Source organism: Chryseobacterium sp. R2A-55, from assembly GCF_021401085.1.
GTDB lineage: Bacteria > Bacteroidota > Bacteroidia > Flavobacteriales > Weeksellaceae > Kaistella.
Window position 1 is genome coordinate 310987 of record NZ_JACBFP010000002.1, and the last position, 14556, is coordinate 325542.

10 protein-coding genes are annotated in these 14556 nt (G+C 39.9%); 6 read left to right on the forward strand and 4 right to left on the reverse strand.

From position 1 onward, the window contains the following. Positions 1-130: 130 nt before the first annotated feature. On the forward strand, positions 131-1780 hold the full coding sequence (locus tag L0951_RS04280; RefSeq protein WP_234109723.1) for a DNA repair protein RecN: 1650 nt from the start codon (positions 131-133) through the stop codon (positions 1778-1780). Here the strand turns inward: L0951_RS04280 and fumC are convergent, their stop codons facing one another. Next, entirely contained in the window at positions 1781-3163 is a 1383-nt protein-coding gene (gene fumC / locus L0951_RS04285) for a class II fumarate hydratase (protein WP_234109725.1), read from the reverse strand. Between the two features lie 218 nt (positions 3164-3381). Here fumC and L0951_RS04290 point away from each other — a divergent pair, with 218 nt between their 5' ends. From L0951_RS04290 to prfA, 4 genes are all read left to right on the forward strand, one after another. Further along, a complete protein-coding gene (locus tag L0951_RS04290) occupies positions 3382-3714 on the forward strand; it encodes a DUF6150 family protein (RefSeq protein WP_234109727.1) in 333 nt (110 codons plus the stop codon). A gap of 160 nt (positions 3715-3874) precedes the next feature. Continuing rightward, on the forward strand, positions 3875-5482 hold the full coding sequence (locus L0951_RS04295; RefSeq protein WP_234109729.1) for a fumarate hydratase: 1608 nt from the start codon (positions 3875-3877) through the stop codon (positions 5480-5482). Between the two features lie 123 nt (positions 5483-5605). After that, positions 5606-5887, forward strand: a complete 282-nt coding sequence (locus tag L0951_RS04300; protein WP_234109731.1) for a hypothetical protein — start codon at positions 5606-5608, stop codon at positions 5885-5887. A gap of 226 nt (positions 5888-6113) precedes the next feature. Further along, entirely contained in the window at positions 6114-7199 is a 1086-nt protein-coding gene (gene prfA / locus L0951_RS04305; protein WP_234109733.1) for a peptide chain release factor 1, read from the forward strand. A 51-nt stretch (positions 7200-7250) separates the two neighbouring features. Here the strand turns inward: prfA and L0951_RS04310 are convergent, their stop codons facing one another. After that, complete coding sequence (locus tag L0951_RS04310) at positions 7251-9800, reverse strand: DUF5686 family protein (protein WP_234109735.1); 2550 nt, start codon at positions 9798-9800, stop codon at positions 7251-7253. A 94-nt stretch (positions 9801-9894) separates the two neighbouring features. Between L0951_RS04310 and scpA the strand changes: the two genes are divergently transcribed. Further along, complete coding sequence (scpA, locus tag L0951_RS04315; protein WP_234109737.1) at positions 9895-12012, forward strand: methylmalonyl-CoA mutase; 2118 nt, start codon at positions 9895-9897, stop codon at positions 12010-12012. Between the two features lie 392 nt (positions 12013-12404). On the opposite strand, the gene sufD is transcribed toward scpA, so the two are convergent. Both sufD and sufC read right to left on the reverse strand, forming a co-directional pair. After that, positions 12405-13712: a Fe-S cluster assembly protein SufD gene (sufD, locus tag L0951_RS04320; RefSeq protein WP_234109739.1), complete on the reverse strand. Its 1308-nt coding sequence runs from the start codon at positions 13710-13712 to the stop codon at positions 12405-12407. Positions 13713-13801: 89 nt separating this feature from the next. Then, complete coding sequence (gene sufC / locus L0951_RS04325) at positions 13802-14545, reverse strand: Fe-S cluster assembly ATPase SufC (RefSeq protein WP_234109741.1); 744 nt, start codon at positions 14543-14545, stop codon at positions 13802-13804. Positions 14546-14556 lie beyond the last annotated feature (11 nt).

The following is a 14556-nucleotide window of genomic DNA, read 5'->3' on the forward strand; positions in this document are numbered from 1 at the left end:
GCAGATTTTCATTCTTAATTTGCGACGAAGCCTCATTTTGCTGCATTATTATCGTAATTCTAATTTCGTATTTCGTATTTTTACAGCATTAATTTCGTAATTCTAATTTCGTAATTCGTACTTCAAAAAAATGCTTTCCAGGATTTTCATTCAAAATTTTGCCCTGATCGATTCGCTTGAAATTACATTAAACAAAGGTTTACAGGTAATTACAGGAGAAACCGGTGCGGGAAAATCCATTATCCTGGGTGCGCTGCGTTTGATTTTGGGGGAAAGAGCCGATACAAAATCCATCCAGAATTCTGAAACTAAAAGTATCGTTGAAGCTGAATTTCAGCTCAATGAAAACTTTAGAAACTTTTTTGAAGAAAACGATCTGGATTTTGAAAAGCATACCGTCATAAGAAGGGAAATTCTGCCGACCGGGAAATCCAGAGCGTTTATAAATGATGTTCCAACCACACTGGAAACGCTGAAAAGCCTGTCATCTCAGTTAATTGATATTCATTCGCAATTTGAATCCTCCAATTTATTTGAAGAGGAATATCAATTCAAAATTATTGATGGACTTTCAGCCAATAAGAAGTTGATTGTCAATTACCAAAACGAATTCTACCACTTTAAAAAACTTGAGAAAGATTTACGGGATTTAAAAACCCGGCTTTCCGAAGGAAATAAAGAGAGCGATTATAAGACTTTTTTGCTGAATGAGCTGCTCGAAGCGAATTTGGATGAAGTGGATTTAGACGATTTGCAAAATGCCATCAGCAAAAATGAAAATGCCGAGGCGATTGCCGAAAATCTTTCGCAGATTTTTGCAAAACTTGATTTGGAGGAAATCGGACTGCTCGATTCTTTCAACGAAATCAAGAATAAGCTGTCGAAAGTGGCTTCGCTTTCACATGAGTTTTCATTGCTGAATCAAAGATTGGAAGAAAATTTCCTGGAGTTTAAAGACATTATTTTCGAGCTTCAAAACGAGTCCGAAAAAATCGAAACCAACCCCGAAGTTTTGTTTGATTTGAATGCAAAACTGAATACGATTAATTCGTTGTTTTTAAAACATAACGTGAAGTCAATCAGTGAATTGCAAGAGATCCGTGACCGGCTTTCCGGTGAGCAAAGTGGTTTTGAGGGACTGCAGCAATATATTTCTGAGATGGAAGAAAAAATAGCGGAAGCGGAGAATTATTTGGAAAGATCTTCTGCCAAACTTTCAGAAAACAGGAAGAAATCGATTCCCATCTTCATTCAGAAAACGGAATCATTATTAAAACAACTGGGCCTGGAAAAAGCAAGAATTGAAGTAGAACTTTCAGATACGTCCACTTTCAACAATTTTGGAAAAGAAAAAGTTCAGCTCTTGTTTCAGGCAAATTCCGGATTTCCAGCAAAGCCGATTCAAACCGCGATTTCCGGTGGAGAACGTTCAAGAGTGATGCTGTCCATCAAAAAATTGATGGCTGAAAATGCTGAACTTCCGACCTTAATTTTAGACGAAATCGACACCGGAGTTTCAGGGAAAGTGGCCCAGGAAATGGGAAATGTGATGCAGGAAATGGCAAAAGACATGCAGCTCATTGTGATCACTCATCTCGCACAAGTGGCTGCAAAAGGCGACGATAACTACAAAGTCGTGAAAAAAGACATCTCCGGGAAAACACAATCGACGATTATCCTGTTAAACCCTAAAGAAAAAGTGGAAGAAATTGCGCAGCTGCTTTCCGGCTCGAAAATCACAGAGGCGGCTATGAAGCAGGCGGAAGAGTTGATGAAGTAATTAAACCATATCCTCTGGTTTCACCCATTCGTCAAATTGTTCCGCTGTTAAAAGTCCCAAATTAATTGCTTCTTCTTTTAAAGTTGTTCCGTTTTTGTGAGCTGTTTTCGCAATTTTTGCGGCGTTTTCATAACCGATATGCGTGTTTAGAGCAGTAACCAACATTAAAGATTTTTCCAATAAATCTTTAATTCTTGGATAATTCGGTTCAATTCCTACTGCGCAATGATCGTTGAAAGAAATACAAGCATCGCCTAAAAGTTGAGCAGATTGCAAAAAGTTGAACGCCATTACCGGTTTGAAAACATTCAATTCAAAATTTCCCTGAGTTCCGGCAAAAGAAATAGTGGTGTCATTTCCCAGAACTTGTGCGCAAACCATCGTTATTGCTTCGTTTTGGGTGGGATTTACTTTTCCGGGCATGATGGATGAGCCAGGTTCATTTTCAGGAATATGAATTTCGCCAATTCCTGAACGAGGTCCAGAAGCCAACATTCTGATATCTTGTGCAATTTTGTAAAGTGAAACCGCGAGTTGTTTCAAAGCACCATGAGATTCTACGATTGCATCGTGAGAAGCGAGTGCTTCAAATTTATTCGGGGCAGTAATAAAAGGAAGTTCGGTGAATTCCGAAATGTATTTTGCGACCAAAATATCGTAACCTTTTGGCGTGTTCAATCCGGTTCCAACCGCGGTTCCGCCTAAAGCCAATTCTTGCAAATGATCCAAAGTATTTGAAATCGCTTTCATTCCATAATCGAGTTGTGCGACATATCCGGAAAATTCCTGACCTAAAGTTAAAGGTGTTGCATCCATCAAATGCGTTCTTCCGATTTTTACGACTTTTTTAAATGCTTCTGATTTTTCTTGAAGGGTATTTCTCAATTTTTCAACTGCGGGCAAAGTATGTTCCACCACTTTTTTATACGCCGCAATATGCATCGCAGTTGGATAAGTATCGTTGGAAGATTGGGATTTGTTGACGTCATCATTGGGATGAATTTCTGATGTTTCGCCCAATTTTCCGCCATTGAGAACATGAGCTCGGTTAGAGATAACTTCATTCACATTCATGTTGGATTGTGTTCCAGAACCTGTTTGCCAAATCACCAACGGAAATTGATCATTGAGTTTTCCTTCTAAAATTTCATCACACACTTTGGCAATCATATTGCGTTTTTCCGAGGATAAAACTCCCAAATCACAATTTGCAAAAGCCGCGGCTTTTTTTAAATACGCAAAAGCTTCGATGATTTCGTGAGGCATTGAAGCTTCTGGTCCTATTTTGAAATTATTTCTTGATCGTTCGGTTTGTGCGCCCCAGAATTTATCTGCAGGAACCTGAACTTCACCCATGGTGTCGTGTTCTGTACGGAATTTCATGATTTTCTATTTTAGATTTCTAAAGTTACGGAAAAATTGAATTTTAATTTTCGATTTTCCATGATGAAAGTTAATGGTGAAATGTTGTTTTTTTTTATGAATTTATTGATGGCTTTTTCGTATTGATTTTCTTAGTTGGAGCGAACCAGCCATGTTTAAGATTGCGGTTTTTAATTATAGAGCAGATTTCCCTACATTTACTTTAATAAACCAAGTTTATGAAAACACTGATCATCTTTCTTCTCACATTCCTCTTCACCCATCTTCCCGGCCAAAAAATATACTCTGTTGGCTACCAAAGTCAGGCAGACTTAAAAGTCTATGTCGTCAAATATGAAAGTCAGGCGGATTTGAAAGTGTACAAAGTAAAATACCAAAACCAAGCTTCAGGAAATGAGGGAAGATGGTTTTTTACGGAGTATGCAAATCAGGCAGACAAAAAAATCTATTTTGTCAATTACGCCAACCAAGCCGATTTGAAGATTTATTTTGTGAAATACCAGAATCTTGCGGGATGGAGAAATAGCGGGAAAAAGTATTTGTTGTATTGAGAAATCTTAAGTTTACCTACAGCAAAGTTTAGTTTTGCATAAGATTTATTTTACATGTACATAAAATATAATTGGTGCATTCGTGGTGATTTTTGCTGCAAAATCTCATTTCCCCAAAACCTGAAATTTCCTTAATTTTACCCTTCAATAAAAATCAAAAATGGAATTTCATTATCAGGAACCTTTTCCTATTTTAAAAGACGACACCCAATACAAAAAACTCACTTCCGATTATGTGAAAGTGGAAAAACTCGGCGACAGAGAAATCCTAACCGTTGATCCAAAAGGATTGGAACTGCTTGCAGAAAATGCTTTGGCGGATGTTTCCTTTATGCTTCGTTCTGCTCATTTACAAAAGCTCAGAAATATTATCGAAGACCCAGAAGCAACTGACAACGACCGATTTGTCGCATACAATCTTTTACAGAATGCCGCAGTTGCAGTGGAAGGTGCGCTTCCAAGTTGTCAAGACACCGGAACTGCAATCTGTGTCGCAAAAAAAGGAGAGAATGTGTACACCGGAGTTGAAGACGCAGAATGGATTTCAAAAGGAATCTACAATACGTACCAAAACCGTAATTTAAGATATTCCCAAATCGTTCCTTTGACGATGTTTGAGGAAAAGAATTCTGGCTCCAATCTTCCGGCACAGATTGATATCTATGCAGAAAAAGGTGATGCCTATAAGTTTTTATTTTTGGCTAAAGGCGGCGGTTCTGCCAATAAAACCTTCCTTTACCAAAAAACGAAATCGTTGCTGAACGAAAAATCTTTGGATGAGTTCGTCCGAAAAACCATCATGGATTTAGGTACTGCAGCCTGTCCTCCATATCATTTGGCGCTGGTTATTGGTGGAACTTCCGCCGAAGCGAATTTGGCGGCAGTGAAAAAAGCAAGCGCAGGTTATTACGATAATCTTCCAACTGAAGGAAATATGGGTGGTCAAGCGTTCCGCGATTTGGAATGGGAAAAACGAGTTCAAAAAATTTGTCAGGAATCCTCAATCGGAGCACAGTTTGGTGGAAAATATTTAACCCATGATGTTCGAGTAATCCGACTTCCAAGACACGCTGCAAGTTGTCCCGTTGGAATGGGAGTTTCCTGTTCTGCAGACAGAAATATTAAAGGAAAAATCACCAAAGAAGGTATCTTTTTAGAACAATTAGAAGAAAATCCAAAACGATTTTTACCCGAAACGCCGCCACATTTGGAAAAAGCGGTTGAAATCGATTTGAACAAACCAATGCCGGAAATCCTGGCAGAGCTTTCAAAGTATCCGATCAAAACCAGATTGAAACTGAACGGAACTCTGATTGTGGCGAGAGATATTGCCCACGCCAAAATCAAAGAATTGTTGGATGCCGGAAAACCGATGCCCGAATATTTCAAAAACCACCCGGTTTATTATGCCGGTCCCGCAAAAACTCCGGACGGAATGCCTTCAGGTAGTTTCGGACCAACTACTGCCGGAAGAATGGACGTTTATGTGGACGAATTCCAGAAAAATGGCGGAAGTATGGTGATGTTGGCGAAAGGAAACCGCTCCAAAGAGGTGACGGATGCCTGTGGTAAATACGGCGGATTCTACCTCGGATCAATTGGAGGACCTGCGGCAATTTTAGCTAAAGAAAACATCAAATCCGTAGAAGTGGTGGATTTTCCGGAACTTGGAATGGAAGCTGTGCGAAAAATAGAAGTGAAAGATTTCCCGGCATTCATTATTACGGATGATAAAGGGAATGACTTTTTTGCAAGTATTGCTCATTAATTCACTTAATCCACAATCAGCAGAATTAAGCGCAACTTAAAATCAGTTTAAATAAGCAAAAATCAGGGCTGAAACTTTTGTATAAACCGAAATTTATCCTATTTTTGCTGAAATTATTTAGAAATGTTAACGATTCTATCATCATTCTGGCCGTTTTACCAATTTCTTTGGACCGTTTATTTTGTAATCATGTTCCTCATAGGATTTTGGTGCATCTTTATGTTCTTCGGATATATCATTCCAATTTGGTTGACTTCCGGTTTAATGGAATATTTCGGAAAAACAAAACCATTTGATCCAGAAGAGGTGAGAAGAAAAACTTTGCCGGAGCAAGGAGCAGAAGTAATTTACAGCAATCCAAAAGGACGCGGTCCGTTCCTGCACACCGATCACGGTCATCACTAGTTGATGTCACTGCATACCCACCTAAATTCTGGGAAATGCGGTCACAAAGCAAAACAATATATTCAAAGTCGGTTCCAGTTTTTGGAGCCGACTTTTTATTATTTATGGGTATAGCCATTTTTTGGCATTTCCCGATCGTCTATCCTCTTTCTTCTATCTTCTGTTTTCTTTCCTTTAATTTCTCTGCTATCTTTTTCCTACCTTTGCACCCACAAATTCCAAGGAAATGTCAAAGTCACTGATTCCAAAATTAGAAGCCATCAAGCAGCGTTACAACGAGGTTGCCGATTTGATTATTCAACCCGATGTCATCTCGGACCAAAAAAAATATTCCTCATTGAATAAGGAGTACAGCGATCTGGGAAAGATTGTTTCTGTTTTTGACCAATATAAACAGGCCTTGAACACGATCGAGGAATCTGATGAAATTATTGCAGACGGTTCCGATAAAGATTTCGTGGAATTGGCCAAAATTGAAAAAAATGAAGCCATCGAAAAAATCCCTGGACTGGAAGAAGAATTGAAAATCCTCTTAATCCCAAAAGATCCTGCCGACGATAAAAACGTGATCGTGGAACTTCGTGCAGGAACCGGTGGCGATGAAGCGGCAATTTTCGTGGAAGATGTTTACAGAGCTTATGCAATGTACTTTAAATCAAAAGGTTGGAAACACGAAATCACAGATTCCAACGAAGCTTCGAAAGGATATAAGGAATTGATTTTGAAGGTGGAAGGTGAAGGTGTTTATGGAATTATGAAATTCGAATCGGGAGTTCACCGGGTTCAGCGCGTTCCGGAAACTGAATCTCAGGGAAGAGTTCACACTTCTGCAATCACAGTGGCAGTATTGCCGGAAGCCGAAGAAGTGGATTTTGAATTAAATCCTGCCGATATTGAAATGCAGACTTCGCGTTCCGGAGGTGCAGGTGGACAAAACGTAAACAAGGTGGAAACGAAAGTTCAGCTCACGCACAAACCTTCAGGATTAGTGGTTGTTTGTCAGCAAGCACGTTCTCAGCTGGCAAACCGTGAATTGGCAATGGAAATGCTCAGAACGAAATTATATGATATCGAGCTTCAAAAAATTCAGGGAGATGTTGCAGCTCAAAGAAAATCGATGGTTTCCACAGGTGACCGTTCTGCAAAAATTAAAACCTATAATTATCCGCAAGGTAGAGTGACGGACCACCGAATCAACAAGTCGATTTATAACCTCGATGCCTATATGAACGGTGATATGCAAGAAATGTTCGATGCGGTAATCATGGCGGAAAATGCAGAAAAAATGAAAGGCGAGGAGGAAAATTATTAAGAGTTTTCGATTAAGATATAGGACTGAACTACTTTTTGGCAGTTCAGTTTTTTATAGCCTTATTTGTACGGAAACCTTCATCCTGAATTTCGGTGGCGCTTCGTGATTCGGGACAGTTTCCAGATGACTCAACCGATGAATAAAGTCAATTCGTACGAAACGGAAAATATTTGAAATCCCGTAACCCACTTCCATAAATGGCTGATTATTCAAGCTGCGTTGCACAAAATGGGCAGAACCCATTCCTTCCACAAAATCCGGATCGAGTTCACCAATCAGGTAATTGAAAGTCAGGTGGTTTCGCCAATTCAGCTTTTTGATGAGCGGAATACTGTTGGTCAATAAACCTTCCAAATTCTGGGTGTATTGCATAGACGCATACTTGTTGCTCACGAACTCGAAAAAATGCATCGTGTTGAATGCGTATTTGTTGTAGAACAAAAACGAGTTTCCCAAATGGTTTTCCAATAGTGGATAAGGAACTTTATCCGGAATAATTCCACCAGTTAAAGAATATTCACCTCTTCCCAAAATCCCCATGGGAATAATTTGCTGAATATTTAAACTGAATTTATTATAATCAAAATCACTTCCAAAAATACCTTTGATTCCTCTTGTATAGCGGAAAGTTACGGTTGGATTATAAACGTTGTCCTTCAGGTTCAGCTGTTTGTTGTTTCGGGTTTGAAGAATTCTTCGTCCCGGTCGCCAAATGGTTTCGGCGATGATTTCCGTGGTTTTAAAATCCTTAATTTCCTTGTTCCCGTCTTCAGAAAACGAAAAAGGAAAAAGCGGATCAAAATTAAAATGCTTGAATGTGATTTTCTCGGTTAAGGTCTTCAAGACATCCGTCTGAAAATACGCCTCATAATGATCTTGCCAAAAAGGTCGCCGCAGAGTCATTTTGCCATTCTTCTTAAAGGAATCGAAAATATTGTTTCTGCGCATGGAGTAGTCCTCAAACATAAAGGCAACCTGTCCCAAATCGTGAAAATAGCTGACTCCGATTTGAGTCCACGGCTCGCGTGAAATAATGTAATCTGCACTTGCTCCGTATTTGATTTTTTCATCTTTAAAACCATAACTCAAATAGCCACCCAAAATCCATTTCTTGCTGAAATCCTGATTGGTTTTGAAACCAGCCCGCAACCGGAGTCCTTCGTAGTCATTGTAACCAATCGTGTAGAGATAAGGTCCGAAACTCACTTTTCCTGCCTTATAGTAGCCATTCGTGATGACATCGATAATGTCCAGATAAGTTTTCACAGAAGGAAGATTCTTGGCCTGCGCAATCATTCCATACATTTTCTTTTCCGAAGTCGTCAGTGAATCATGCCGGCTTTTATTCCAAAATGTTTCGTCTTTTTCTGAAGCATTTTCAAGCACCACCATTTCCTTGTGGAATCTGGAATCTTCGATCGGCTTATTGACTTCAATATCTTTCGCAGAAGAGTAATATTTTAGGAAAATTCCCACACTTTCCTTTCCCGGCTTTGCCGTTTCCACAAAAACCCGTGTTTTCGCAGGAAACCAAGTTTCACTTTCCTGTAGAAAATTCATTTCCTGCTGAATTCTCAGGTTGTTGATGAAGTTTAAATTCGCACTGGGCATCACCTTTGCATCGGTTCTGTACAGCGCGTAATCTCCATGTGCAATCAGCATGGTACCTTCAAAGGCAAGGTCTGATTCTCTTTTTGGTTTAAAGTTGATCCGGTAATATCCCAGATTATCAATTTGCACATCGCGGTCCACCAATTCGTAATCGTAGAGGAGCTTAAAATTATCATTTACCGGCGAAAGAAAGTCTTTACCTAAAATCCGGATATAATTCTGGTAAAAATTATACTTGATGAATGTGGAAGTCAGAAGCTGAGAAAACATGCTGCCATCCTCGATCCCAATCCCTTCCACTTTGGTTTTCTTAATGAATTCTGCGGTATTGTGCGGATTTTTTCTAAAATAAAAATCGGATAGATTTTCAGAAATAAAGATGGGCATCACCGGTTTTCCGTCTTCACCCGAAACATCTTTCGTGGCTTCCATGATTCCTCGGATGTCTTTGAAAACCTTTCTTTTCTCCAGTTTTTTCCCGAAATTACTCATCGAGATTTCCATTCGGCTGTAATTTTCGTAGGAATAAAATTCCAGTTTATCGGGATTGTTTTTTGGTTTGTTGGCAACTACTTTTTCCAGGATTTCCCAAGCGGGATTCGCATATTTTTTCTTTCTTTTGATGACAATTCCTTCAATGTTTTTCGCTTTGGCTCTACTTTTTTTCCCGTCAAAGGGAGTGAGGTTCAGATTCAATTCCTCTGAAAAATCGTTTTGAAGGAAAATACTTTTAGGTAAAAATTCGTCATATTTCACCACTAGAGAATCCGGTTTATTTTCGTAGAGAATTTCATAAAAACCGTCAAAATCAGTGGTTGTTGTTGTTCTATCCCCATTAGAATGAACAATGTAAACGGGTACAAAAGCCATCGCCTCGCCATTTTGTGCATTGATGACCTTTCCCTTCAGTATTTTTTGTTGCCCGAACAAACCTGCAGAAAACAGCAGAAAAATCGATACGAGAAATAGTTTATTGGAATTGCTTATCATTCGGTTCGGCAGTTAGCAAACTTACAAAAATTGGTTTAAATAAATAATGGCTTTTTAAAATTTCGTAACTTTACTAGCTGTAAATATTCACTTAATGCGCAAAATAATTCAGAATCGATATCCTGATTTCACCAGCAATACCAAAGACCAGCTTCCCTATTTTTTTGAGAAAGATGGACTTGAAATGAAATCCTTATATTCCGAAAACGATTCCAAAACCATTACAGATCAAAAATATGCTGCTGGAATTGCTCCCTATTTAAGAGGTCCCTATTCCACGATGTATGTTCAGAAACCGTGGACAATCCGTCAATATGCAGGATTTTCAACCGCAGAAGAGTCCAATGCCTTTTACAGAAGAAATTTGGCGGCGGGCCAGAAAGGACTTTCCGTGGCTTTCGATTTGGCGACCCACCGCGGTTACGATTCTGATCATCCAAGAGTGGTAGGAGATGTGGGAAAAGCCGGAGTCGCTATAGATTCGGTGGAAGACATGAAGATTTTGTTTCATGAAATTCCGCTGGATGAAATTTCAGTTTCAATGACGATGAATGGCGCGGTATTGCCTATTTTGTCTTTCTATATCGTGGCAGCTGAAGAACAGGGAGTTTCCCAGGACAAGCTTTCCGGAACGATTCAGAATGATATTCTAAAAGAGTTCATGGTTCGGAACACCTATATTTATCCGCCGACTCCTTCTATGAAAATTATCGCAGATATTTTCGAATATACTTCGAAAAACATCCCGAAATTCAACTCCATCTCGATTTCTGGTTACCACATGCAGGAAGCCGGAGCAACACCGGTTTTGGAAATGGCATATACTTTAGCGGATGGTTTGGAGTATGTGAGAACGGGCATTAAAGCAGGAATGAATATCGATGAGTTCGCTCCACGACTTTCCTTTTTCTGGGCAATCGGAATGAATCATTTCATGGAAATCGCCAAAATGCGTGCAGCAAGATTTATCTGGGCAGATTTGCTGGCGCAATTTAATCCGAAAAACCAGAAATCTTTGGCTTTGAGGACCCATTCGCAAACTTCCGGTTGGTCTTTGACAGAGCAGGAACCATTTAACAATATTACCAGAACGGCGATTGAGGCATTATCTTCCGCATTGGGCGGAACTCAGTCTCTCCACACAAATGCGCTGGATGAAGCTATCGCGTTGCCAACTGATTATTCAGCGAAAATTGCAAGAAATACCCAAATTATTTTACAGCAGGAAAGCGGAATCTGCGACGTGGTGGATCCGATGGGTGGGAGCCATCTGGTGGAAACTTTAACCCAGCAAATGATTGATGAAGCCATGAAATTCATCGATGAGGTGGAGAAAGAGGGCGGAATGACCAAAGCCATCGAAGCAGGAATTCCGAAGATGAGAATCGAAGAAGCGGCTGCAAAAAAACAGGCCAAAATCGACAGTGGAGAAGAATTTATTATTGGGGTAAATTCCTTTAAATCAAGCCTTAAACAAATGGAATTGGAGATCTTAGACATCGACAATTCTGAGGTTCGGCGAAAACAAATCGAAAGATTGAACCAAATCAAAGCCGGCAGAAATCCGGAAAAAGTTGCTGAAATTATCGAAAAATTAAAGGAAGCCGCAAAGTCCGGAAACGGAAATCTTCTCGAAATCTGCATTGAAGCCGCCAGAAGACGGGTGACTTTGGGCGAAATGAGCGATGCGATGGAAGAAAGTTTTGGCAGGTATAAAGCAAATATCAGAACAATTCAAGGAGTTTATGCGATGAATGCAGGTAAAAACGAATATTTCGAAAAGGCGGTTTCATGGACCCAAAAATTTGAGGATCAGGAAGGAAGAAGACCGAGAATTATGGTCGCGAAAATGGGACAAGACGGTCATGACCGCGGTGCAAAAGTGGTAGCAACCGCATTTGCCGATATGGGTTTCGATGTGGATGTGGCACCACTTTTCCAAACTCCGGAAGAAGTCGCCAAACAGGCCGTGGAAAACGATATCCATATTTTGGGTGTTTCTTCTTTGGCTGCAGGTCATAAAACTTTGGTTCCCCAAGTAGTTGCGGAATTAAAGAAACTCGGTGCAGAAGACATTACAATCGTGGTGGGTGGCGTAATTCCTCAGCAGGATTATGATTTCCTGTTTGCGAATGGAGCAGACTTTATTTTCGGTCCCGGAACGAATTTGCCGAAATCGGCTTGTGAGATTTTGGAGAGGTTTTTGGGTTGATGGAGCGCATTCGGATTTCGCTCCCATTCTTCAGTAATATTCCGCTGCCTTTTCGTTGAAAAATTTTTTGTGGAAATCCGAAACCCGCGAAATTATCGCTCTCTAATCCGAGACCACAAATCAAGAAATTTGCCGCATCCGGCATTTGGTCATGGGTTTTTTGACGGTAATTTTCCCGAAAATATTTTCTACATCCATTTTCAGATGAACTTTTGATTAGCAAAATGAACTGCGACCCGGACTGAACGGAGCTCTTTTTTCTTTTTGCAGGATTAGCTTTGGCAAAGAAAAAAAGCGGGAGTGGAGTACGGAAATTGTCGCCCTAAAAAAAAAGAATAAAAAAACGTGTCCGGAAACACGTTTTATCATTTTGGGATTGTTTGATTTTGTCTTTAAAAAATCTCCTCGAAAGCCAAATCCACTTCCAGCTTTTCTGCCAGAATTTTGGATATTTTTACTTTCAGCGGCTCGATGTCGATGTTTTCCATCGCGTCGTTTGCAAATGCGTAAAGCAACATTGCCTGTGCTTCTTTCTTGGAAATGCCGCGTGCTCTCAAGTAGAAAAGCGCATCATCATTGAGCTGACCAATGGTACAGCCGTGTGAACATTTCACGTCGTCTGCGAAAATTTCTAATTGCGGTTTGGTGTCGATGATCGCTCCTTCGTTCAGCAAAACGTTGTTGTTCTGTTGGTAAGCATTGGTTTTTTGAGCGATTCTGTCCACGAAAACTTTCCCGTTGAAAACACCTTTTGATTGGTCTTTGTAGATTCCTTTGTAATTTTGGTAGGATTCACAATTCGGTTCTCTGTGGTGAACCGCGGTATGGTGATCTACCAATTGCTCGTTCCCAATCATGGTGATTCCGTTCATGAAAGAGTTGATATTCTGTCCGTTATGAATAAAGTCCAGATTATTTCTCACCAGTTTTCCCCCGAAACTGAAAGTGTTCACCGTAGTTAAACTGTCTCGTTCCTGTTTGGCGAAAGTATGGTCGATCATGTAGGAAGTGTCGCTGTCATTTTGCAGTTTATGCCAATCGGTTTTTGCGTTTTTGCCGGAAAAAATTTCGGTAACCGTATTTGTCAGGACAAAAGTTCCGTCGTAATTATGGTGACTTTCAATGATCTCGATGTGTGAACCTTCTTCTGCAACCAGCAGATTTCTGACGGCATAAAAACTATTTTCTTTCTGACCCTGTGAGAGGTAGAAAATGTGGATTGGTCTTTTAATCGCTGTATTCTTGGGAACTTTCACAAATAATCCTGTATTCGCATACGCGAGGTTCAGATTCGTAAAAGCAAGTCCGTTATCAGCAATGGTGTTCAAGTATTCTTGAAATTCCGGATGATTTTCTGCATCTTCGAAAGTTGCTATTTCTATATTTTCAGAAGTTATTTTTGATAATGACGGATGATATTTCCCGTTGATAAAGGTCACCCAGTCGAAATCTTCCTCACCGAAATGCAGTTCATCAATCATTTCCTGGGAAACGGAATTCTCTTCTGCGGGGAAGAAATTGTAATTTTTTTCGGTAATTTCCTTTAAATTGGTGAATCGGTATTCCTCATCTTTTTTAGTGGGGAAGCCCAGTTGAAAGAATTTCCTTAGTGCCAAATCTCTTTGTTCGTGCAAAGTGGAATTCTTTTGATTGGAAAGGAATTCGGTGAAGTTATTCTGTATGTTTTCTAATAAAGCCATTTTGTTGTTTGATGTTATTTGATTTTGCTTGCCGTTATCTGATGCAGCTTGTTTTTTCAGGCTATTTCAAATTTGCAAACGATTTCAAATCAATTAAGCAGCCAGTCGTAACCTTTTTCTTCCAGCTCCAGAGCTAAGTTTTTGTCGCCTGTTTTGATGATTTTTCCATCTGCCAAAACGTGCACGAAATCTGGTTGGATATAGTCTAAAAGTCTTTGATAATGAGTGATGAGCAGAACAGCATTTCCTTCATTCTTGAAAGAGTTCACCCCGTCTGCAACGATTCGCAAAGCGTCGATATCCAGACCAGAATCGGTTTCATCTAGGATGGCCAATTTCGGGTTGAGCATCAACATTTGGAAGATTTCGTTTCTTTTTTTCTCACCTCCGGAAAAACCTTCGTTGAGCGAACGGGAAAGAAAATCTTTCTTAATCCCTAATTTTTCGGAGTTTTCACGAATCAGACCGAGCATTTCTTTTGCGCCCATATCTTCTTTGCCTTTTGCTTTTCTGGTTTCGTTGATCGCTGCTTTGATAAAGTTGGTTACAGAAACTCCGGGAATTTCTACCGGATATTGGAACGACATGAAAATTCCTTTGTGGGCACGATCTTCAGGAGCATCTTCCATGATATTTTCACCCTCGAAATTGATTTCGCCACCTGTTACCTCATAATCTTCTTTACCGGCGATGACTGATGAAAGCGTTGATTTTCCTGCTCCGTTCGGACCCATTATGGCGTGAACTTCGCCCGGATTGATTTGTAGATTTATTCCTTTCAGGATTTCTGCGCCATCTTGAATTCTGGCGTGTAAGTTTTTGATTTCTAACATTTCTTATTATG